This window comes from Nocardia sp. NPDC004568 (genome assembly GCF_040609955.1).
GTDB lineage: Bacteria > Actinomycetota > Actinomycetes > Mycobacteriales > Mycobacteriaceae > Nocardia.
On sequence record NZ_JBEXLL010000003.1, the window covers coordinates 91756 to 113401 of the forward strand.

A 21646-nucleotide genomic window follows, 5' to 3' on the forward strand; every position below is an offset into this window, starting at 1 on the left:
CGTCCCCGGGCAGGACAATAAACTCCCCTGGTGAGTTACGACCATGTGCTGTTGCCGTCCGGTGTCGCCTCCACTCCCGCGGAGGTCGACGCGTATCTCACCTCGCAGCAGGGGCTGCCCGCGACAGCGGAGATCACGGCCATCGCGGCCGAACTCGACGCGCGCAACGCGGAGCTACCCGCGGAGGACGGCTTCCTGAGCGTCACGCCACTGGAGGGCACATCGACCGGAGCCGTGCTTCCCGTGGCCAGCCCCTACGACTCGATCGGTTTCGTCCGGGAGCTGTTGTTCCAGCTGGCGACACCGCGGGGCTACGCGATCTACGATCCGCAGCTGATCTGGTTGGTCGACCCCGCCGGGAGTATCCCGGTGACGGTGACCCACGGCGGGGCGGGGGAGTTCCCGTATCTGACCGAAGCCCTGGCCACCCTGTGGGTGCACGAGCTCATCGAGCCCAACCCGTACCCGATCGTGGAGCGCGCGCCGGAGACCTACATCCAGACCTACCGGGACTCCGCCGACGATTTCACCCTGGAGTATCGGGACGGGGGGTCCGACCGGCATTTCGCCACGCACGTCTCCGGGCCGGATGCGGTGGCCGCGCTCATCTGGGACTGGGCGCGCGACGATCGCACCCGGCTCGACGAGCTCAGTTGGGAGCCGTTGCGGTTGTGACCGCCGCGACCTCGGTCGCGGCGGTTCTCACAGCGCGCGGCGGCCCGAGAACGCCCGGCCCAGGGTCAGTTCGTCGGCGAACTCCAGGTCGCCGCCCATGGGCAGGCCGGACGCGAGCCGGGTGACGGTGAGTCCGGGAAAATCGCGCAGCATCCGTACCAGATAGGTCGCGGTCGCCTCACCCTCTGTGTTCGGATCGGTGGCGATGATCACCTCGGTGACATCCACCCCGTCGTCCTGGCTGCCGATCCGGGTCAGCAGTTCCCGGATCCGCAGCTCTTCGGGGCCCACCCCGCTCAGCGGGTCGAGCGCACCACCCAGCACGTGATAGCGGCCCCGGAACTCCCGGGTCCGTTCGATCGCCGGCACATCCTTGGGTTCCTCGACCACACAGATCATGCTGCGGTCGCGGCGCGGGTCGGCGCAGATCCGGCACAGTTCGCCGTCGGCGACCGTGCCGCATTGCGCGCAGAAGCGCACACCGTCGCGAATCTTCTGCAGTACCGCCTGCAACCGGTCGAGTTCGGGCGGTTCCACCTGGAGCAGATGGAAGGCGATCCGCTGCGCGCTCTTGGGACCGACGCCCGGGAGTTTCCCCAGTTCGTCGATGAGATCCTGAACCGGACCCTCGTACACCGCGATTCCCCGCCGCGATCAGAAGCCGGGCAGACCCGGTGCGCCGCCGGCCAGTGGCCCGAGTCGTTCGGCCGCCAGCTGCTGGGCATTGGCCATGGCGTCGTTGATGGCGCCGATCACCAGGTCCTGCAGGGTTTCCACATCTTCGGGATCGACCGCCTGGGGATCGATCGTCAGCGACTGCACCTCGCCGGTCGCCTTGATCGTCACGCGGACCAAGCCGTTGCCGGCCTGACCGTCCACTTCGGCCGCGGCGATCTCGGCCTGCGCGGCCATCACCTGCTCCTGCATCTGCTGGGCCTGCTGGAGCAACTGCTGCATATCGAACTGACCATCGGGCTGCACGGGATTCCTCTCTACGGACGGGTCACAATTCAGCCTAGACCGCCTCGGCCGCCGATTCCGCCGCCACCCGACGCCGCCCTAAGATCGAGTTCGCCGGTGCGATTGCGCCGCGCCGAAATTCTGATTGTTACTGGAGCAAACTGTGTCCAAGGGATATTTGCTGGGTGCGCTCATCATGGTATCCGGCGTGTTCCGCGCGGCGACCGCCGAAGCCGACCCCCACGCGATAACCGACCACGGCAACGGCTGCGTCATCGATCCCGCCGCACCGGCCGTCACCATCGACTCCTTACGCGCGCGCTGTACCGCCCGGCAGCACGCCGAGATCTACCTGGCCGCACAGGCCGGGGCGGTACCGTCCGGGGTGAAGAACGGCTGGGTGACCTCCAGCTCGGTCGTCCAACTCGTCGCGCCCACGTTCTGGCTCGGCAAAACCTTCGACACGGGCCCCGAGGGCGGTACGTTGATCAACCGGGTCACCGGCGCGGATATCGAGGGCTGGCCCGCCGAGGTCTACCTGGCTCCGTCCCGGGAGGACGGCGAACCCACCTGGGTGCTCGACTACACACCGGCGATCACGCCGCAGGTCTACGACGAGATCCGGGAGGTCGTGCCCGGTGTGTGGCTCGGCTATTCCTGGTGGCGTGGCACCTCCCGGACCCCGGTACTGCTGTCGTTCGTCCTCGCCTGAGGAAGAATTGTCGGTGGGCTGACCGATGATGCAGGAATCCGACTCGTTCGAGAACAGGACCACACCATGGCACCGACCATCGCCTGCACCACCTACGACTGCGACAACGCCGCCGAACTGGCGAACTTCTACGCACAACTGCTCGACCATCCGGTGGACGCCGAAGCCACCGAATTCTTCGCGACCGTGGGACGCGAGACGGGAATGACCCCGCCACTCATGTTCGTGCAGGTGCCCGATCGGACACCGGGCAAGAACTCGATCCACCTGGATCTGCTGGCGACCGATCTGTCCGCCGAGATCCAGCGGGCCCTCGCCCTGGGCGCGAAACATATCGGCGACTTCGGCGAATCCGGGATCAAGTGGACGACGCTCGCCGACCCCGAGCGCAACCTGTTCGATATCGCCGCCCTCCCCTGACACGCGCCGGAGCGGCGGTCACCGGGTGCGGATCCCCTTCCGCTCCCGGCGACCGGCCGATCCGGCCGGGTGTCACCGGATCAGGCGAGTTCGCCCTTCAGGTTCGCCAGCACCTCGGCCTGGATCTTCCGCAGGCCCAGCGGTGCGAAAATGCCCTCGAAGATGCCCTTGACCCCGCCGGCGCCCTGCCAGGTGGTCTCCAGGGTGACCGTCGAACCCGTCCCGGCCGGGGCGACGGTCCAGGTGTTGACGAGCGAGGAATTGGCGTCCTTCTCCGTGACGACATTGTCGGCGACCGAGACCTGCGCGCGGATATTGCGCACTCGTTTCTCGGTGGCCTGCAACGTCCATTCGGCGACGGTGCCGTCGCCCTGGCCGCCCTCGACCACCTTGTAGTCGCGGTAGTGCGCCGACAGGATCTTCGGGCGCACCTCCGTGTAATCGGTGACCGCCGCCAGCGCGCGCTGCGGGTCTGCGGCGACCTCGATCGAACTGCCGGCTTTGACCTGTCCCACGGTGAACTCCTTATCGGGATGTGTTGTGACAGCCCCATCCTGCTGTGTTTATGACGCGTCGGCGCGCGCGGGGTCGAGGGCCCCACCTCATGCCTCGCCGTTTCGGCCCCGGGACTCGCGCCTGCGGCGCATGCGCTTCGAGGCCGAAACGTCGAGACGGGCCTCAGCCCTTCCCCGCTCCGTCGCACACGCGCGCCCACCTCTCCGCAAATGAGCGTGCTTCCTCACCGACGTGGTCGCGTTCAACCCTCATCCCTCACAAGCAACTCCCCTGAACATCCCGGTACGCGGTACTTTTCTCTTCGCGCTCGAGTCCGTACGAATACCGACAATTCAGGAATAGCGGTCAACCCCGGTGAACAATTCTTCGAACACGGTGCAACGGATATGTGACATTTCGCCACCGACAATCCCCCCGCTGTGGCCGCTCGCGACCGAGTAGGACTAGCGTCTAGACGTGGCAATGAGTCTGTTGGGGAAGGCCGGCCACAGTCCGGCCGCATATGAATCCGGGTTCGCCGCATATCGGGCAGGTGTCGATCGCCTGCTCGCGAGCTATCGCGCCATCCCGGCCGACGCCGACGTGCGACTGGCCAAGAAGACGTCGAATCTCTTCCGGGCCCGGACGAAGAACACGGCACCGGGCCTGGACGTCTCGGGTCTCACCCGGGTGATCGAGGTCGATCCGGATGCGAAGACGGCCGAGGTCGCGGGCATGACGACCTACGAGGAGCTGGTGGCGGCCACGCTGCCCTACGGCCTGGCACCGCTGGTGGTGCCGCAGCTCAAGACCATCACTCTGGGTGGCGCGGTGACCGGACTCGGGATCGAATCGACCTCCTTCCGCAACGGCCTGCCGCACGAATCGGTGCTGGAGATGGAGGTGCTGACCGGGGCCGGCGAGATCGTCACCATCGGCCCGGACGGGGCGGATGCCGAACTCTTCCGCGGTTTCCCGAACTCCTACGGCACGCTCGGCTACACCACCCGGCTGAAGATCGAGCTCGAACAGGTACTGCCGTATGTCGAGTTGCGCCATCTGCGGTTCCACGATCTGCGAGAACTGGAATCGGTCCTGGACCGGGTCGTACTGGACCGCGGCTACGACGGTGAACGGGTCGACTATCTGGACGGGGTCGTGTTCAGCGCCGGGGAGAGCTACCTGACGCTGGGCCGGCAGACCGATGAGCCGGGCCCGGTCAGCGACTACACCGGTATGGACATCTACTACCGCTCCATCCAGCACGACGGCCCGGCGCCCAAGCGCGACCGGCTGACCATCCACGACTATCTCTGGCGGTGGGACACCGACTGGTTCTGGTGCTCGCGCGCCTTCGGGACGCAGAACCCGAGGATCCGACGTTTCTGGCCGAAACGCTATCGGCGCAGCAGTTTCTACTGGAAGCTGGTCGCACTCGATCACCGCTACAACATCGGTGACAAGCTGGCCGCGCGGAAAGGCGAGCCGCCCCAGGAGCGCGTAGTGCAGGACGTCGAGGTCCCGGTAGAGCGCACCGCGGATTTCGTGGAGTGGTTCCTGCGCGAGATCCCCATCGAACCCCTCTGGTTGTGCCCGCTGCGGCTGCGCGATTCCGGCACTCCCGACAGCGAACGCCCCTGGCCGCTGTACCCGCTGCGACCCGGTCGCACCTATGTGAATATCGGCTTCTGGTCGGCGGTTCCCAAATCGCCCGGCCAGTCGGATGGTGCGGCGAACCGTGCCATCGAGAAAACCGTCACCGAATTCGACGGACACAAATCCCTGTACTCGGACTCTTTTTACGAGCCCGAGGAATTTGCCGCCCTTTACGGCGGTGAAAGTTACAAAGCATTGAAGAAACGCTACGATCCCGGCCAGCGACTGCTGGATCTGTACTCGAAGGCGGTGCAACGCAGATGACGACATTCAAGGATAGATCCGATGCTTTCGCGGATCTGGGCACCCGGCTCAGCATCGCCGAAGTCGTCGAGACCTTGGTCGACGGCGATGTTCCCATCAAGCTGACCGCTTACGACGGCAGCACCACCGGACCGGTGGATTCCGAATTCGCACTCGATATCCGCAACCCGCGCGGAATCAACTACCTCGCCAACGCACCCGGTGATCTCGGTCTGGCCCGCGCCTACATCTCCGGCGATATGGACGCGGCCGGAGTGCACCCCGGCGACCCGTACGCCATCCTCGCCGCCATGACGGACCTGAAATTCAAACGTCCGTCGGCATTGTCGCTGGTGGCGATCGCCCGCTCGCTGGGCTGGGAGCGGCTGCGCCCGGTGCCGCCGCCTCCCCAGGAGACGCTGCCACGCTGGCGTCGGATCGCCCTGGAGGGCTTGCGGCATTCCAAGGCCCGCGACGCCGAGGTCATCCACCACCACTACGACGTCTCGAACACGTTCTACGAGTACGTGCTCGGCCCGTCTATGACCTACACCTGTGCGTGCTACGGCGAGCGGGATTGGACGCTGGAGCAGGCACAGGAGAACAAGTACCGGCTGGTCTTCGAGAAACTGCGGTTGAAGGAAGGCGATCGCCTTCTCGATATCGGCTGCGGATGGGGCGGCATGGTCCGCTACGCCGCCAAGCGCGGGGTCCGGGTCATCGGTGCCACGCTCTCGGCCGAACAGGCCGCCTGGGCGCAGCAGAAGATCGCCGAGGAAGGTCTCGGTGAGCTGGCCGAGGTTCGCCACTCCGATTACCGCGACGTCACCGAGAACGAGTTCGACGCGGTGTCCTCGATCGGACTGACCGAGCACATCGGTGTCCAGAACTACCCGTACTATTTCCGGTTCATCCAGAGCAAGCTGCGTGCGGGCGGCCTGTTCCTGAACCACTGCATCACCCGGCCGGACAACACCCGCACCACCAAGGCGGGCGATTTCATCGACCGGTACGTGTTCCCCGACGGCGAGCTCATCGGCTCCGGCCGCATCATCAGCGATATCCAGAATGTGGGTCTGGAGGTACTGCACGAGGAGAATCTTCGCGAACACTACGCGCTGACTCTCGCCGAGTGGTGCAAGAACCTGGTCGCCAACTGGGATGCGTGCGTGGCAGAGGCCGGCGAGGGCACCGCCAAGGTGTGGGGCCTGTACATGGCGGGTAGCCGGCTCGGTTTCGAACGCAATGTCGTCCAGCTGCATCAGGTGCTCGGCGTGAAGCTCGGGCCGTCCGGACAGCCCGAGGTGCCGCTGCGCCCCTGGTGGCAGCCGTAACCGGCTGTTCAGCTGAGCAGTTCGTCGAGGAAGCGGATCGGGACACGGATCTCACCCAGCGTGCGGACCGTGTCCGTTCCGTCCGGCGTGGTGACCGGCAGATCGTCGCGCACCACGCGCAGGATCTCGCGTACCGCCGGCCCGGCATCCAGTAGCGGCCGGGTCCAGCCGAGTTCGGCGCAGGTGGACATCACCGGCGCCAGCAGAGCCGCCGATTCGCCGACCCAGCCCGCGGTGGCCAGGCATTCGGCGAGCAGCAAGGACATATCGAGTTGGGCTCGGGGCCGCCGTTGTTCGACGGTGCGCCCGTAGAGCGCACGAGCATGGCGGGCGGCGCGCTCGTGCTCCTGCCGGTCTCCGGATTCGAGCAGGGCGCGGATGACGGTGACCTCCCCGGCTTCGATATTCAACACGGTCGGCGCGCCGTCGGAACCGGAATCACGGCCTTGCCCGGTGACTTTCGCCAGGCGACGCGCGGTGCTGTCCGCGGCTTCCGGCCGATCGCCCGGGCCCGGTTGCACTATGCCCAGCCGGATCTGCTCGGCCCGGATATGGGCGGCCAGCCGGGACAGCTGGTGATCCGCGGCGATCCGCGCCCCCTCGGCCAGCCGCACCGCCGCCGCTGTGATGTCGCCGCGCAGCGCCTTCACCCGGGCCCCGGTCACAATGGTGGCGATCAGTGATTCGATCGGGCCGATCCGCGCGACCAGCTGATAGCTCTCGTCGAACAGCTCCTCGGCGGCGCGCAGATCACCGCGCCGGTATTCCAGTTCGCCGAGCAGTCCGGCGACCGCCCGCGCACCGTGTGAGCGTGGCCCGGACCGGGTCTGCGCTGTTTTGTAGGCCTGCTGATAGGCGCTCAGCGAGGCCGGGATATCGAGCTGTTCGTAGGCGAGGAGTCCGCGGCCGCACCAGGCGAAGATCTCACCGAGCGGTTCGCGGGACCGCTCCTGGTACGGCCGCGCCCACTCCAGCATGGCCGCCGCGGCCGGGTAGTCGAATTCACAGAGCCGGACATAGGCACTGATATTCGCCGCCGTCGCCACCGTCCACGCCGGAAGCTCGTCGGGATGCTCCAGTGATTCGGCGACCTGCTCGAGCACACCGGCGGTGCGGTCGTGGGAGATCTCGTCCGAGGCCGCGAGCACCGCGGCCTGGCAGCGCTGGGTGCGTACCTCGGTGTCGTCTTCCGGACTCCGGGACAGCACATTGGACAGCCGGTTCAGGGCCGAGCGCGCCGCGGTGGACTGCTGCAGGTTCACATTCGCGCGCGCCACCGCCATCAGCAGCTTCGACCGCGACGCCACCTGCTGCATCGGCAGCTTCGAGACCGACCCGAGCAGCGTCGCCACCCGCGAGCCGTCGATCAGGTCCATCCCGCCGCTCTCCAGCAGGTCGAGCGCGGTTTTGAAGTCGGTACCGGCCAGCGAATGATCCACCGCCCGGCGCAACAGCTGGCGTTCGGCGAACCAGCGCGCGGCCCGCCGGTGCAGCGCCTTCACCCGGCCCGGCCGAGTCCGTTCCAGCCGCGCCCGCAGGTATTCGGCGAACAGCGGCTGCATCCGGTACCACTCGGGATCCTCGTCGGTGCGGCGCACGAACAGTTCCCGCCGCTCCGCCTGCTCGAGTAGACGCGGGGCCTCGTCGTTATCGGTGACAGCGGTGGCCAGGGACCCGTTCGCGTGCTCGACCACCGCGAGATCGGACAGGAAATCCAGCATCTCCGGTTCCAGCGTGTCCAGCACGTTCTCGGCGAGGTACTCGCGGATACCGTGCTCACCTTCGGACATACGGTTCAGCAGCTCGGCGGGGTTCGGGTCGTCGCGCAGCGCCAGGCTGATCAGCTGGATCGCGGCGGGCCAGCCGTCGGTGGCAGCGTACACCCGGTCGAGCTGGCCGGAGTCGAGCGCGAACCCGTTGCGGCGCACCAGTATCTCGCCGACCTCACCGCGGGTCAGGCGCAATTGCTCGGAATCTATCTGCGCCAGCTCGTCGTTCATCCGCATCCGGCCCATCGGCAGGTCGGAAGGGTCCCGGCTGGTCACCACGAAGCGCAGATGATGGCAGCCGCTGTCCAGCAGCGCGGACAGCACCCGCAGAGCGCCCGGATCGGTGAGACGGTGCCAGTCGTCGATGATCACGACCACCGGTTTCCCGCTGGTGTGCAGTTCGTCGATCAGGCTCGAGATCGCGAACGCGACGGTATCGGCCGGGCGCTCCTCGAGCATCTGGCACAGCCCGGTACCGATCTCGGGCCGGACCCGGTTCACGGCCTCGATCAGATGGGCCAGGAACCAGACCTCGTTGTCGTCCCGGCTGTCGATGCCTATCCAGGCGACCGGGAGATCGAGTGCGGCGAGTTCGTCGCGCCACTGCGCGGCCAGCACACTCTTACCGAAACCGGCGGGCGCGTGGATCACGGTGAGCCGGCGGCCGACCCCTTCGCGCAGGATGTCCAGCAGCCGCGGCCGGCGCACCGGTTCCCGGGGCGGGGTGGGCGGGCGGAACTTGGTGGCCGGGCTCGGCGGCAGCGTGGACGGCGAACGTTCCAGCGCGGAGGTGCCGAGACGACCGGATGCGCTGCTGCGCGGGCCCGCTGCGGGCCCGCGCTTGCGTGCGCCGGGGGTACCGAACGGGCTCGGCGCGGCGTCCGTTTCCTTGCGACCCGCGAGGGTCGGCGGCAGCAGCGGCCAACTGCGCCGCGCGGTCACCGCGGGCGCCCGGTCGTGGGCGGGCGGCACGGCGTCGACCGCCGTGACCTCCGGGTCCAGCAGCGCCATCTCGTCGGGTACCTGGTCGTGAGCGACCTGTACCGCCCGCAGCATCTCGCCGAACTCGTAGGCGGAATCCGGCCGTTGCTCCGGTTCCTGGGCCATGGCCTGTTCGATCACCGCGGCCACATCGGCGGGAATGTCCTGCTCCCGCAGATCCGGCACCGGTTGGGTGGTGATGCGGAGGAATTGCGCGACCACCCGTTCCCCGGCCTGCCGCTCGAACGCGGCATGGCCGGTGAGCAGGGCGAAAAGGGTCGCGCCGAGCCCGTACACATCCGAGCGGACGGTGGGTTCGGCGCCCTTGAGGACTTCGGGAGCGGTGAACGCGGGGGAACCGGTGATCTGGCTGCTGGACGTCTGGAAACCACCCGGCATCCGGGCGATCCCGAAATCGGTGAGCTGCGGCTCACCGTAGGAGCTGAGCAGCACATTGGCCGGCTTCACATCCCGGTGCAGGATCCGCGTGCGATGCGCGCTTTCTATGGCACCCGCCAGTTTCACCCCGACCCGAAGGGTATCGGCCCAGCTCAGCGGACCCGTCTCGTGGATGAGCCGTTCCAGCGACCCGTGCGTGGCGAACGGCATCACGATGAACGGCAGCCCGCTGGCGGTCACATCGACCTGCAGGATGTCGACGATATTGGGATGTCCCGACAGCCTGCCCATGGCGTGTTCCTCCCGCAGGAAACGCTCCCGGCTCTCAGGGTCGAGATCGGAGGAGAGCACTTTCACCGCGACCACACGGTCCAGGGCCCGCTGCACACACCGGTACACGACCCCGAAGCCGCCGCGGCCGATCTCGTGGGCTTCGGTGAACCCGAGGGCCGCCAGTTCCTCGGCTGTCCGCTCCGCTTCCCGCGGGTCGGCCTCCGCGGGGGTGGCGACACCCATCGTGGGCTCGGGCGTCGCACTCCGCGCGGCACCGGGGCCCGCCGATTCCGCACCGGGCTCGGCGGATTCGGCATCCCGCTCCACCGCGGACATTTCGGGAGCAGCAATATCCGGCGGACCGGCGGCGTCGGCAGCGGCGTAGGCGTTATCCGATTCGCGGCCCCCGGGGCCCGAACGCGTTCGTGGGGTCATCTCACCACCTCGCACTCGTAACGAATCGGCTGCGGGGGCGAATTTCGCCGCGCCGGCCGTTCCGGTCCTCACTTCCAACGTAGCGCGCCCGATACCTCTATGGGTGTTTCGTCGGGCTCGCGTGTCCTGTTAGCAGGCCCGGTCCCACACCCGTACGGCGCCCGCGGCGCGGCGCGCGACCGTTCGAACAGCGGTCCCATCCCGCGACCCGCCGACGCCACCTGGGCGGGAAGCTCGCGATTATCCCAAGGCTTCCACAAGCTTTCCGGGTATCCACACCGCCCCGCGCGATCACATTCCGGGTTCGTTCCGATGCCATAACGCACACCTCGAAGCCCGTAACCCACCGGCCGGTCCTCCGCGCAGTCGCATGCGTGGAGTCGACACCTCGATGAGTCGAGGCCCGTCCCGACCCTTCGGACGCCCCGCCGAACTCGGCACCGAAGATCCACCACCGTGCGCGAAGGCGGTCCGATGCCTGATCAACCGTGCGGTCGAGTCGGCATCCGTTCCGGACGTCGAATGCCGACGCAACCCGTATGCGTCGAGTGTTGTGAGACACCCTCCGATGGTCGTTGCCCGTCTCGCCCGTTGGCCGAAGGTGCTCGAAGGTCGCCTTCTATGGGCGGCCCACCGCACATCGCATGCGCGAAGCGCGAGTCTCGGGGCCGACACGGCGAGACAAGGGGCCTCGACCCCGCGGCGCCGCAGACACAGCGACCCGCCCCACAGTGTCGTGGGGCGGGTCGCCGGATGGTGCTCGTCCGGCCGGTCTCCCGGTCCGGGGGCAGCCGGACCTACTTGCGCAGCGAAGCCGGAACCTCGAAGCGCTTGCCGTACTTCTTCGCCAGTTCGTCGGCCCGGGCCACGAAGGCCTCCTGACCACCGGGGTAGCCGACGATGTACTGATGGACACCACCGGTCCAGGCCGGGAACCCGATACCGAAGATGGAGCCGATATTGGCGTCCGCGGTGGATTCCAGAACACCTTCGTCGAAACACTTCTGGGTTTCGATGGCCTCGGCGAACAGCATGCGGTCGATCAGGTCCTGCAGCGGCACGTCGAAACCGGCGGTGGTCTTGAAGTGCTCGCGCAGCTGCGGCCAGATGTTGAGCCGCTTGCCGTTCTCGTCGTACTCGTAGAAGCCGGCCTTCTCCAGGCGGCCCGGGCGCCCCTGCTCCACCATGTAGTCGACTACGTCGATGGCCGGGTGCCGTTCGGTACCCATGGCGGCGTCGCCCGCCTTGGCGGCTGCTTCGGTTTCCCGGGCGATCTTCTGCATGAGCTTCATATTGAGCTCGTCGGTCAGCTGCAGCGGCGGCGCCGGGTAGCCCGCCTGCGAACCGGCCTGCTCGATGGTCGCGGGCTCGATGCCCTCGCCCAGCATGGCGATCGCCTCGTTGACGAAGGTGCCGATCACGCGGGAGGTGAAGAAGCCGCGGCTGTCGTTGACCACGATCGGGGTCTTCTTGATGGCGAGGGTGTAGTCGAACACCCGGGCCAGGGCCTCGTCGGAGGTCCGCTCACCCTTGATGATCTCCACCAGCGGCATCTTGTCGACCGGTGAGAAGAAGTGGATGCCGATGAAGTCTTCCTGGCGTTTCACGCCCTCGGCCAGGCCGGTGATCGGCAGGGTCGAGGTGTTGGAGCCGAGCAGCGCGTCGGGGGTGACGATGTCCTCGATCTCCTGGAAGACCTTGTGCTTGAGTTCGGTGCTCTCGAAGACCGCTTCGATCACGAAGTCGACACCGGCGAAGTCGGCCGCGTCGGCGGTCGGCTTGATCCGGTCGAGCAGCGCCTTGGACTTCTCCTCGGTGGTCTTGCCCCGGGACAGCGCCTTGGCCTCGATCTTCTCCGAGTAGCCCTTGCCGCGCTCGGCCGCCTCGATGCTGACGTCCTTGAGCACGACCTCGTACCCGGCCTTGGCCGATACGTAGGCGATACCGGCGCCCATCATGCCCGCGCCGAGCACGCCGACCTTCTTGATCTCCTTCTTCGGCACGTCCTTGGGACGCGAACCACCGTTGTTGATGGTCTGCAGGTCGAAGAAGAACGCCTGGATCATGTTCTTGGCGACCGGCCCGGTGAGCAGGTGCACGAAGTAGCGCGATTCGATGAGCGACGCGTTGTCGATATCGACCTGCGAGCCCTCGACCGCCGCGGCCATGATGGCGCGCGGAGCCGGCATATTGGCGCCCTTGAGCTGCTTGCGCAGGTTGGCCGGGAAGGCCGGCAGGGTCGCGGCGAAGGACGGGCTGGCGGGGGTGCCGCCGGGGATCTTGAAGCCCTTCTTGTCCCACGGCTGGACGCCGCCCTCGGGGTTGGCCTTGATCCACGCCTTGGCGGCGGGTACCAGTTCCTCGATCGAACCGACCAGCTCGTCGACCAGGCCGATCTCCTTGGCCTTGGCCGGCTTGTTGCGCTGGCCCTGCAGCAGCACGCCCATGAGCGCGTTCTGCAGGCCGAGCATGCGCACGGTACGGATGATGCCGCCGCCGGCGGGCAGCAGGCCCAGGGTGGCCTCGGGCAGGCCGATCTGGGAGCCGGGAACATCGGCCGCGATCCGGTGGTGGGTGGCGAGCGCGATCTCGAGGCCACCGCCGAGCGCGGCGCCGTTGATGGCCGCCACGACCGGCTTGCCGAGGGTCTCCAGGCGGCGCAGGGCCGACTTGATCTCGGTCAGTTCGGCCATCAGTTCGGGCCCGTTGTCCGGTCCGACCTGCATCATGTTCTTCAGGTCACCGCCGGCGAAGAAGGTCTTCTTCGCGGAGGTCAGCACGACACCGGTGATGTCGTCCTTTTCGGCCTCGAGCCGATCGACCGTCGCGGTCATCGACTTCTTGTAGAGGTCGTTCATGGTGTTGGCGCCCTGGTTCGGGTCGTCCATCGTCAGCACGACGATGCCGTCCGAATCCTTCTCCCAACCGATCATGTTGGCTTCGCTCACGGTTTTTCTGTCTCCTCGGGAAGATAAGGGGTCGGGGGCGTCAGACGCGCTCGATGATGGTGGCCACACCCATGCCGCCGCCGATGCACAGCGTGATCAGGGCGTAGCGGGCGTTACGACGCTCCAGCTCGTCGACCATGGTGCCGGTGATCATGGCGCCGGTGGCGCCGAGCGGGTGGCCCATGGCGATGGCGCCACCGTTGACATTGAGCTTCTCGTCCGGGATCTGCAGATCCTTCTGGAACTTCAGCACCACCGAGGCGAAGGCTTCGTTGATCTCGAACAGGTCGATGTCGTCGACGGTCAGCCCGGCCTTGGCCAGTACCTTCTGCGAAGCCGGGGTGGGTCCGGTGAGCATGATGGTGCTGTCCGCGCCGCTGGTGGCGGTGGCGACGATACGGGCCCGCGGGGTCAGGCCCGAGGCCTGACCGGCCTCTTCGGTGCCGACCAGCACCAGCGCGGCGCCGTCGACGATGCCGGAGCTGTTGCCGCCGTGGTGGACGTGGTCGATCTTCTCCACGAAGTGGTACTTCTGCAGCGCCACCGCGTCGAAGCCGCCCATCTCACCGATGCCGGCGAAGGACGGGTTCAGCTTGGCCAGGTCTTCCAGGGTGGTGCCGGGCCGCATGTGCTCGTCGTGGTCCAGCACGGTCAGGCCGTTGATGTCCTTGACCGGGACGATCGACTTGGCGAAGTAGCCGCCGGTGGTGGCCTTGGCGGCCAGATCCTGCGAGCGCACCGCGTAGGCGTCGACGTCTTCCCGGGAGAAGCCCTCGATGCTGGCGATGAGGTCGGCGCTGATGCCCTGCGGTACGACGTAGGTGTCGTAGTTGGTGGCCGGGTCGAGCATCCAGGCGCCACCGTCGGAGCCCATGGGCACGCGGGACATGGATTCGACACCGCCGGCCAGGACCAGGTCGTCGAAGCCGGAGCGCACCTTCTGCGCGGCCATGTTCACGGCTTCCAGGCCGGAGGCACAGAAACGGTTGACCTGCACACCGCCGACGGTCTGCGGCAGGCCGGCGGTCAGCACCGTGGTGCGGGCGATATCGGAGCCCTGGTCACCGACCGGGGAGACGACACCGAGGATGAGGTCGGAGATCCGGTCCTCGTCGAGATTCGGGAAGCGGTTGCGCAGCTCCTGCACCAGGCCGGTGGTCAGGTCGATCGGCTTGACCGAATGCAGCGACCCCTTCTTGTTGCGGCCGCGCGGGGTGCGGATGGCCTCGTAAATGTAGGCCTCTGTGGTCATATCGGAATGTCCCTTCGTAGGAATACGCCCACCCGCACCAGGCGGAGCGGACGCGAGTACCTCGCCGACCGGCCGTTCGACCGACCGTCCGTATTCAGTTGAGCAGCACTGACGGGCCGGTCACCCGCGCGGGCATACGCTGTACAAACCACGGCACGGGTCGCCTCGGAGGTACCGAGCAGCCCGTACCTCACGGCCCACCATAGAACCTCGTCTCGCCGAAGTCCGCAGCTACCCGCCCATAGTACCGCCGGATGCGAACTCCGGTTAACTTAACGTGGTGGAGACGGTGCTTGTCAACCGTTCAACGGGGTGGCGCCCAGCTCACTGGCCAGGAGCCGCAGCGCGACCTCGTCCGGGTCGCGCCGATCGCCCGGCGCGACCGGCTGCGCCGACTCCGCCAGCATCTCCTGCTCCTCCTCCGGAGTGGACGCGGGCACGCTGTGCGGGGTGTAACCGTGATCACCCGGATCGTCGGGCAGATCCGGATAGTCCGGGGGCGGGATGTCGTCGTAGGGGCTCGCCGCGGCAGCCGCCGCCCCGGACTTGGCCTGGCTCGGCCGCGAGAAACGCGGCCGGCGAGCCGGATCACCGGCACCGGAGCGAGCACTCCCGGCCGACCGCGCACCGCTGCCCTGCTCGTCACCGGTGGGGCCGGTGGGCGCCTCCTCGGCGCTGTCTGCCCGGCGTGGTCCGTCCGGCGACTCCGCGCCGGGCCGGCTCGGCGCCGGGCGCTGCGGACCGCCTCGGCGACCGCCGTCGGAATCACCCGACTCGGAGTCACCGGACCGGCGTCCGCCCCGTTCACGCCCACCGGGGCCCCGCGAGACCTGCTGGCCCGCGACGACCCAGCGGACCGGATGTTCCCGGCCGAGTACCGCGCTCACCGCCGAGCGGACCGCCGACAACGGCTGCGGCTGGGAAAGCCGCTGGACCAGCGCGGCATGGTGGGCCAGCACGATCTCACCATCCTGGACCCCGGCCACCGACGCCCCCGAGGTCAGCATCGCGCCGATCGTCGGGCCGAACTCCTTGACCTTCACCTTGATCTCCGGCCACGCGGCCTCCACGGCGGCCAGCAACTCCGGATCGGCCGGGGTCGCCTCGGCAGCCGGGCCGGTCGCCGGATCGGCACCGGGCCCGGCCGGCGCGGGCGCGGAGGCATGGCCGGAGCTCGTGTCGCCGCCGGCGAACGAGTCACTCATCGGCGGCCGAGCGGCGGTCTCGGCGCGTGCCGGGTCCGGGCCGGTGGCGCTATCGGCCCGCGCCGGGTCCGGGCGGTCGGCGGTCTCGGTGGCCGGGTCCGGCCGGGCCGCCGTCTCCGTACGCGCCGGATCCGGGGACGGAGTCGATTCCGGATCGCGCGCCACGCCCTCAGCAGCACCGGCCGAGCCCATATCGGCGACTTCGTCCGGTGTGGCGGGCGCCGCGGGTCCGGCCGGGGCTCCCGCACCCGCGGTATGCGCACGACTCCCGCCGTCGGAGCCTTCCGGGCCGGCCGAATCCACTCCGACCGCATCCGCCGGCCGCGACGGAGCGGATGTCTCCTGGCCCGGGCCGCCTCGATCGGACGGGGGACGTGCCGGCTCCGTCGGCGACTCGGCGGCCGGGGCGCGCTCCGGCGAGCGCCCGGACCTGGACTCCCGCAGCGCGGCCAGGGCTTCGGCCCCGCGGCGGCGAGACGGATCCGACGCGGCCGGACGCGCGGGCGGCCGGGCCGCCTCGGCGGATCCCGGTGCCGGCGGTTCGCCCGCGGGCAGGGCGGCCGGGGCCGCGACGGCTCCGGAGGCGACCCGCCGTTCCAGCTGTTCCAGCCGCTGCAGGGTCGCGGCCTCGGATTCGTCCGCGGCGGGCAACAGCATCCGGGAGCAGACGACCTCGAGCAGCAGCCGCGGCGCGGTGGCTCCCCGCATCTCCCCCAGTCCGGCGTGCAGGAGCTCGGCGTAGCGGGTGAGGGCCGCCGGCCCGAGCCGGGCGGCCTGATCGCGCATCCGGTCGAGCAGGTCGGCGGGCGCGGCGACGAGTCCGCGCTCGGTGGCATCGGGTACGGCTTGTAGCAGGATCAGGTCGCGCAACCGCTCGAGCAGATCCACCGCGAACCGGCGCGGATCGTGCCCGGCCTCCATCACCCGGTCGACGGTGCCGAACAGGGCGGCGCCGTCCCCGGCCGCCAGCGCGTCGACCGCGTCGTCGATCAGCGCCACATCGGTCACCCCCAGCAGTGCGACGGCGCGCGAATAGGTGACGCCCTCGGACTCGGCGCCGGCGAGCAACTGGTCGAGCACGCTCAAGCTGTCGCGCGGGGAGCCACCACCCGCGCGGATCACCAACGGGTACACCGCTTCTTCCACCGGCACCTGCTCCTGTTCGCAGATGCCGCCGAGCAGGCCGCGCATGGTGGCGGGAGGCAGCAGCCGGAAGGGGTAGTGGTGGGTGCGCGAGCGGATGGTCGGCAGCACCTTGTCCGGCTCGGTGGTGGCGAAGACGAAGATCAGATGGGCCGGGGGTTCCTCGACGATCTTCAGCAGCGCGTTGAACCCGGCCGTGGTGACCATATGCGCCTCGTCGACGATGAACACCCGGTAGCGCGATTCGGCGGGCGCGTAGAAGGCCCGGTCGCGTAGTTCGCGAGTGTCGTCGACGCCACCGTGGCTGGCGGCGTCCAGTTCGATCACGTCGAGATTTCCGCCGCCGCCCGGAGCCAGGGACACGCAGGAGGCACAGGTGCCGCAGGGGGTGGAGGTGGGACCCTGCACGCAGTTCAGCGAGCGGGCGAGGATTCGGGCCGAGGAGGTCTTACCGCAACCGCGCGGACCCGAGAACAGATAGGCATGACTGATCCGGCCGGTGTCGAGGGCGATACACAGCGGGTCGGTGACATGCTCCTGGCCCACCACGTCAGCGAACGTTGCCGGTCGGTACTTCCGGTACAGAGCCACGGCCAGAGGCTACCGGCGGAGACCGACAGCGCGCACCCGGCGTGGGTACCCGTCCACCACGCCGTCCGAATGGCCTCTTCCCTCCTTGGGTTAACAGCGTTACGCTAACGCCACTAACTTACCGATTCGGGGGCCACCGCATGTTGATCCGCGTCGCGCAGTTCACCACCCGATTCCCGCGCGCGATACTTCTCGGCGCACTGGGGGTCGCACTGCTGTGCGGGGTCTTCGGCGCCACCGCGGCCGCCGGGTTGAAATCCGGCGGGTTCGTCTCCGCCGACGCGGAATCCATTCGCGCCGCCCAGCAGCTCACCGACAACTTCGACGGCGCCGCGCCCAACTACATCCTCCTGGTCGAATCGCCGGACGGGGTCGACGCGGACCACGTGCGGGCTCGCGCCCTCCAGGTGATCGATATCGTGCGCGCCCACCCGGACACCGACGGCGTGCAGTCGTACTGGACCGCCCCGACACCGGCGGTCGCGAGCGTACTGCGCAGCACCGACGGCGAATCCGGGCTCATCGCCGTCAATCTCGCGGGCGACGAGACCCAGTTCCAGAATGCCGCCGGCGAACTCGGCGCGCAGGTCACCGGAACGACCGACGGGGTGACCATCCGGGCCGGCGGCACCGCGGCGACCTTCCACGAGGTCAACGACCAGATCACACATGACCTGGCCATCGCCGAGACCGCGGCGATCCCGCTCACCCTGGTGGTGCTCGTCCTGGTCTTCGGCAGCCTGATCGCGGCCTCGCTGCCGCTGCTGGTCGGACTGTTCGCGATCGCCGCCACGCTGGCCATCCTCAAACTGTTCACCCTGTTCACCGACGTTTCCATCTACGCGATGAACCTGACCACCGCGCTGGGCCTGGCGCTGGCCATCGACTACAGCCTGTTCATCGTCAGCCGCTTCCGGGAAGAACTCGCGGCCGGTCGCGACCCGCGCGCGGCCACCGTCCGCGCACTGCAGACCGCCGGTCGCACCGTACTGTTCTCCGCGGTCACCGTGGCGCTGTCGCTGTCGGCGATGCTGGTGTTCGACCTGTACTTCCTGCGCTCGTTCGCCTACTCCGGCGTCGCGGTGGTGATCGCGGCCGCTGTCGCGTCGATCGTGGTGCTGCCCGCCGCGCTGGTGCTGCTCGGGCACCGGGTCGACGCCCTCGACCTGCGGGCGCCCATCCTGCGTCTGTTCGGCCGCGAACCCGAGCCGCTGGGTGCCATGGTGCCGGAGCGGACCGGCTGGTACCGCCTGGTCAAACGGGTCATGCGGGCCGCGGTCCCGGTCTCCGTGGTGATCGTGGCGCTCATGCTGGCGCTGGGCTCACCGTTCCTCTCGGTGAAATTCGGCTACCCCGACGAACGGGTGCTGCCCGATTCGGCGGCCAGCCGGCAGGTGGGCGACGAGATCCGGGCGGAGTTCCCGCGCGCCGATCCCGGGGGCAACACCACGATCGTGCTGGACGACTACCGCGACGAAGCCGGAGTCGGCGACTACGCGGCGCGACTGTCCGAGATCGACGATGTCACCGGAGTGCTGTCCAGCGCCGGCGTGTACGTCTCCGGTAACCGGCTCGCCCCCACGCCGCCGGGTATGACGAACAGCACCGGCGCCTACCTGACCGTCAACAGCACGGTCGACCCGTTCTCCCCCGCCGGCGCACAACAGCTGGACGCGTTGCGGGCGGTCGACCCGCCGGCCCCGGTCCTGTTCGGCGGCTCCGCCGCAGTGAACGAGGACTCACTCGACGCGCTGGCCGAGCGGCTGCCGCTGGCCGGTCTGCTCATCGTGCTGTCCACGTTCGTGGTGCTGTTCCTGTTCACCGGCAGCCTGATCCTGCCGCTGAAGGCGCTGCTGCTGAACACCCTCTCGCTGACCGCCGCGTTCGGCGCCATGGTGTGGATCTTCCAGGACGGCCATCTGCAGGGGTTGCTCGGCTTCACCGCTGTCGGCTATCTGGTGCCGACCATGCCGATCCTCATGTTCTGCCTGGCCTTCGGGCTGTCCATGGACTACGAGGTGTTCCTGCTGTCGCGGATCCGGGAGGAATGGCTGCGCCGGCGAGCCGAGTACGGCGGCACGGAGTCGGCACGGGAGGCCAACACCGAAGCCGTCGCGGTCGGAGTGGCCCGCACCGGGCGTATCTTCACCGCCGCGGCCGTGCTGATGGCCATCGTGATCGGCGCCCTCACCACCTCCAAGGTGTCGTTCATCCAGCTGATGGGCCTCGGCTTGACCCTGACCGTGCTCGCCGACGCCACACTAATCCGGGCCCTGCTCGTGCCGGCGCTGATGAAACTGATGGGCCCGCTCAACTGGTGGGCACCGAAACCGCTGGCCCGGCTGCACGACCGGTTCGGGTTCAGTGAGGAACCCGTGGACGCGCGCGGTACCGCCGCCGAACCGCCGGTGCGCGTATGACCGGGCGGCCACGCTCCCCACGCGGGTACGGCAGCCGGCTGCGCGCGGAGATCATCACGGCCACCCGGGAACTGCTGGAGCGCACCGGCGATGTCGGCGCCGTATCGATCCGCGCGGTCGCGGGTGTGGTGGGGGTGAGCGCGCCCTCCATCTATCGGCACTTCGCGGACAAGGACGCGCTGATCGAGGCCGCGGTGGCGGAGGTCTTCGAAGCGCTGAACACCGCGATGCAGGCGGCGGTCGATCCGGCGGACCCGCCGGCGCTGCGCCTGCACCGGCTCGGCCTCGCCTACGTACGGTTCGCCCTCGACCACCCCGAGCAGTACCGGTTGGCCACCATCCCGACCACCCATCAGGGCGCCGTGGACATGGTGCTGACCAGTGGCGCCTTCCGGTATTTCGCCGCGACCGTGGAAGAAGCCATGTCCGACGGCCTCATCGACCGCGCGGACCCCACCCCACTGGTCCTCGAACTGTGGGCGGCAGCGCACGGCATCGCCTCGCTCCTGCTGGCGAAACCCTATCTCCCCTGGGGTGATCCGATGACTGTCGCCGAAAGAGTGCTGGACGCGGCGTGTTTCGGGCACGTGCTCACCGAACTGATGGGCCCGGACAAATCGCCCGCCGAAATGACCCAGTGGGTGATGGAACTCCGCTCGCGGATACGCGGACCGGGTCGGTCGGACTGATCAACTCACCGCGTCGGCCGAGGCGGTGAAGGTGTTGCATTCCGCAGTCAGATTGTGTTCGACGCCCAGCCCGAACCAGCGGCCGCCGTTGTCCGGAGCGCCGTGATCGCGCATATCGCCGTGCTGATCACCGCGGTGGTCGGCATCGGTTCGCGCATCGGTCATCTGCTGGTCGGTGAGCGCGCCGCCGTCGGCCGAGGAGATCAGATACATCCCGTCGAAACAGTTGGCCTGCAGCTCCACTCGCCGCGACAGTTCGAGCCCCTCCGGACTGCGCGCGCCGGCATCGACCCGGGCGCTGTTGGCGGCCAGCAGGATGCCGGACATGTTCTGGATGTGATGCCCGTACTCGTGGGCGAACACCGACAGGTAGACCACCCAGTTGTCGTGATAGTAGTCGGTCTGCAACTGGCTGACCGGCATATAGATGGTCCGGTTGGCCGGACAGTAGAACGCGGCGAAGTTGTCGGTCGAACCGGTACACGGTGTGGTGATGCCCTCGGTGTCCGCCGATACCAGCACGGTCGGTGGCTCGAACGGCAGCCCCGCGTCCGCCAGTACCGGCTGCCAGGCCGCCTCCAGGCATTGCTCGGCACTCTCGAAGAACGCCCGGGCGGTGTCCTCATCGGCCCCCCACTGCGCGTACTCGCAGTTCGCGGGGATCAGCGTCGCGTCCGGGTCGGTGAGCAGTGGATTGGATCCGGTTTCGGCCGGACCGGTCTCTCCGGTGTCGTAGCTGTGCTCGGGCTGCGGGCCCAGAACTTTCAGGCCGTCGGAATTCAGCGCGCCCCGCACGAGGGCGCCGACCAGCACCAGGATCACCGCGAGCACCAGCAGTAACGTACTGCCGCTGCTGCGCCGGCTCCGTGGCCGCGGTGCGTTGGGCACCCGGTAGGGCACCGGCGGCGGCATGGGCGGCGCGACGATCGGGCGATAGCCGGAGATCGGGCCTTGCCGGGGATAGCCCGGCGGCGGCCGGTGCGGATACCCCTGCGCGGGAGGGTAACCGGGCCCGGGCGGCGGCGGATAACCACCACCCTGGGGCG

15 protein-coding genes are annotated in these 21646 nt (G+C 68.5%); 7 read left to right on the plus strand and 8 right to left on the minus strand.

Annotated features, from left to right (window positions below; genetic code table 11):
• Positions 1-30 precede the first annotated feature (30 nt).
• A complete protein-coding gene (locus tag ABZV91_RS02380; protein WP_355234151.1) occupies positions 31-675 on the plus strand; it encodes a hypothetical protein in 645 nt (214 codons plus the stop codon).
• Between the two features lie 27 nt (positions 676-702).
• On the opposite strand, the gene recR is transcribed toward ABZV91_RS02380, so the two are convergent.
• Both recR and ABZV91_RS02390 read right to left on the minus strand, forming a co-directional pair.
• Positions 703-1311 (minus strand): recombination mediator RecR, encoded by a 609-nt coding sequence (recR, locus tag ABZV91_RS02385; protein ID WP_355234154.1) that lies wholly within the window; start codon positions 1309-1311, stop codon positions 703-705.
• 18 nt (positions 1312-1329) lie between these two features.
• Positions 1330-1656 (minus strand): YbaB/EbfC family nucleoid-associated protein, encoded by a 327-nt coding sequence (locus ABZV91_RS02390; protein WP_063059261.1) that lies wholly within the window; start codon positions 1654-1656, stop codon positions 1330-1332.
• 142 nt (positions 1657-1798) lie between these two features.
• On the opposite strand from ABZV91_RS02390, the gene ABZV91_RS02395 reads away from it, so the two are divergent.
• Both ABZV91_RS02395 and ABZV91_RS02400 read left to right on the plus strand, forming a co-directional pair.
• Positions 1799-2347: a hypothetical protein gene (locus tag ABZV91_RS02395; protein WP_355234158.1), complete on the plus strand. Its 549-nt coding sequence runs from the start codon at positions 1799-1801 to the stop codon at positions 2345-2347.
• Positions 2348-2413: 66 nt separating this feature from the next.
• Complete coding sequence (locus tag ABZV91_RS02400) at positions 2414-2767, plus strand: VOC family protein (protein ID WP_355234161.1); 354 nt, start codon at positions 2414-2416, stop codon at positions 2765-2767.
• 80 nt (positions 2768-2847) lie between these two features.
• On the opposite strand, the gene ABZV91_RS02405 is transcribed toward ABZV91_RS02400, so the two are convergent.
• Positions 2848-3282, minus strand: coding sequence for an SRPBCC family protein (locus tag ABZV91_RS02405; RefSeq protein WP_355234164.1), 435 nt, complete (start codon positions 3280-3282; stop codon positions 2848-2850).
• A 463-nt stretch (positions 3283-3745) separates the two neighbouring features.
• On the opposite strand from ABZV91_RS02405, the gene ABZV91_RS02410 reads away from it, so the two are divergent.
• Entirely contained in the window at positions 3746-5182 is a 1437-nt protein-coding gene (locus tag ABZV91_RS02410; protein WP_355234424.1) for an FAD-binding oxidoreductase, read from the plus strand.
• Positions 5179-6495 (plus strand): class I SAM-dependent methyltransferase, encoded by a 1317-nt coding sequence (locus ABZV91_RS02415; RefSeq protein WP_355234166.1) that lies wholly within the window; start codon positions 5179-5181, stop codon positions 6493-6495. The genes ABZV91_RS02410 and ABZV91_RS02415 overlap by 4 nt, the downstream gene beginning before the upstream one ends.
• 8 nt (positions 6496-6503) lie before the next feature.
• Here the strand turns inward: ABZV91_RS02415 and ABZV91_RS02420 are convergent, their stop codons facing one another.
• From ABZV91_RS02420 to ABZV91_RS02435, 4 genes are all read right to left on the minus strand, one after another.
• On the minus strand, positions 6504-10160 hold the full coding sequence (locus ABZV91_RS02420) for a protein kinase (RefSeq protein WP_355234427.1): 3657 nt from the start codon (positions 10158-10160) through the stop codon (positions 6504-6506).
• A gap of 989 nt (positions 10161-11149) precedes the next feature.
• Positions 11150-13300, minus strand: coding sequence for a 3-hydroxyacyl-CoA dehydrogenase NAD-binding domain-containing protein (locus ABZV91_RS02425; protein WP_355234169.1), 2151 nt, complete (start codon positions 13298-13300; stop codon positions 11150-11152).
• Between the two features lie 40 nt (positions 13301-13340).
• Positions 13341-14552 (minus strand): acetyl-CoA C-acetyltransferase, encoded by a 1212-nt coding sequence (locus ABZV91_RS02430; protein ID WP_355234172.1) that lies wholly within the window; start codon positions 14550-14552, stop codon positions 13341-13343.
• A 296-nt stretch (positions 14553-14848) separates the two neighbouring features.
• A complete protein-coding gene (locus tag ABZV91_RS02435; protein ID WP_355234174.1) occupies positions 14849-17491 on the minus strand; it encodes a DNA polymerase III subunit gamma and tau in 2643 nt (880 codons plus the stop codon).
• Between the two features lie 140 nt (positions 17492-17631).
• Here ABZV91_RS02435 and ABZV91_RS02440 point away from each other — a divergent pair, with 140 nt between their 5' ends.
• Together ABZV91_RS02440 and ABZV91_RS02445 are read left to right on the plus strand one after the other, a co-directional pair.
• Positions 17632-19911, plus strand: coding sequence for an MMPL family transporter (locus tag ABZV91_RS02440; RefSeq protein WP_355234177.1), 2280 nt, complete (start codon positions 17632-17634; stop codon positions 19909-19911).
• Positions 19908-20600: a TetR/AcrR family transcriptional regulator gene (locus ABZV91_RS02445; RefSeq protein WP_355234180.1), complete on the plus strand. Its 693-nt coding sequence runs from the start codon at positions 19908-19910 to the stop codon at positions 20598-20600. The genes ABZV91_RS02440 and ABZV91_RS02445 overlap by 4 nt, the downstream gene beginning before the upstream one ends.
• On the opposite strand, the gene ABZV91_RS02450 is transcribed toward ABZV91_RS02445, so the two are convergent.
• Positions 20601-21431, minus strand: coding sequence for a neutral zinc metallopeptidase (locus tag ABZV91_RS02450; protein ID WP_355234183.1), 831 nt, complete (start codon positions 21429-21431; stop codon positions 20601-20603).
• Positions 21432-21646: the final 215 nt, after the last annotated feature.

Excerpts from the sequence above, each read along its gene's own strand:
- ABZV91_RS02410 (WP_355234424.1), top strand. The coding sequence starts at position 3,746 with ATGAGTCTGTTGGGGAAGGCCGGCCACAGTCCGGCCGCATATGAATCC.
- ABZV91_RS02445 (WP_355234180.1), top strand. The coding sequence starts at position 19,908 with ATGACCGGGCGGCCACGCTCCCCACGCGGGTACGGCAGCCGGCTGCGC.
- ABZV91_RS02430 (WP_355234172.1), bottom strand. The coding sequence starts at position 14,552 with ATGACCACAGAGGCCTACATTTACGAGGCCATCCGCACCCCGCGCGGC.
- ABZV91_RS02440 (WP_355234177.1), top strand. The coding sequence starts at position 17,632 with ATGTTGATCCGCGTCGCGCAGTTCACCACCCGATTCCCGCGCGCGATA.
- ABZV91_RS02420 (WP_355234427.1), bottom strand. The coding sequence starts at position 10,160 with ATGGGTGTCGCCACCCCCGCGGAGGCCGACCCGCGGGAAGCGGAGCGG.
- ABZV91_RS02415 (WP_355234166.1), top strand. The coding sequence starts at position 5,179 with ATGACGACATTCAAGGATAGATCCGATGCTTTCGCGGATCTGGGCACC.
- ABZV91_RS02400 (WP_355234161.1), top strand. The coding sequence starts at position 2,414 with ATGGCACCGACCATCGCCTGCACCACCTACGACTGCGACAACGCCGCC.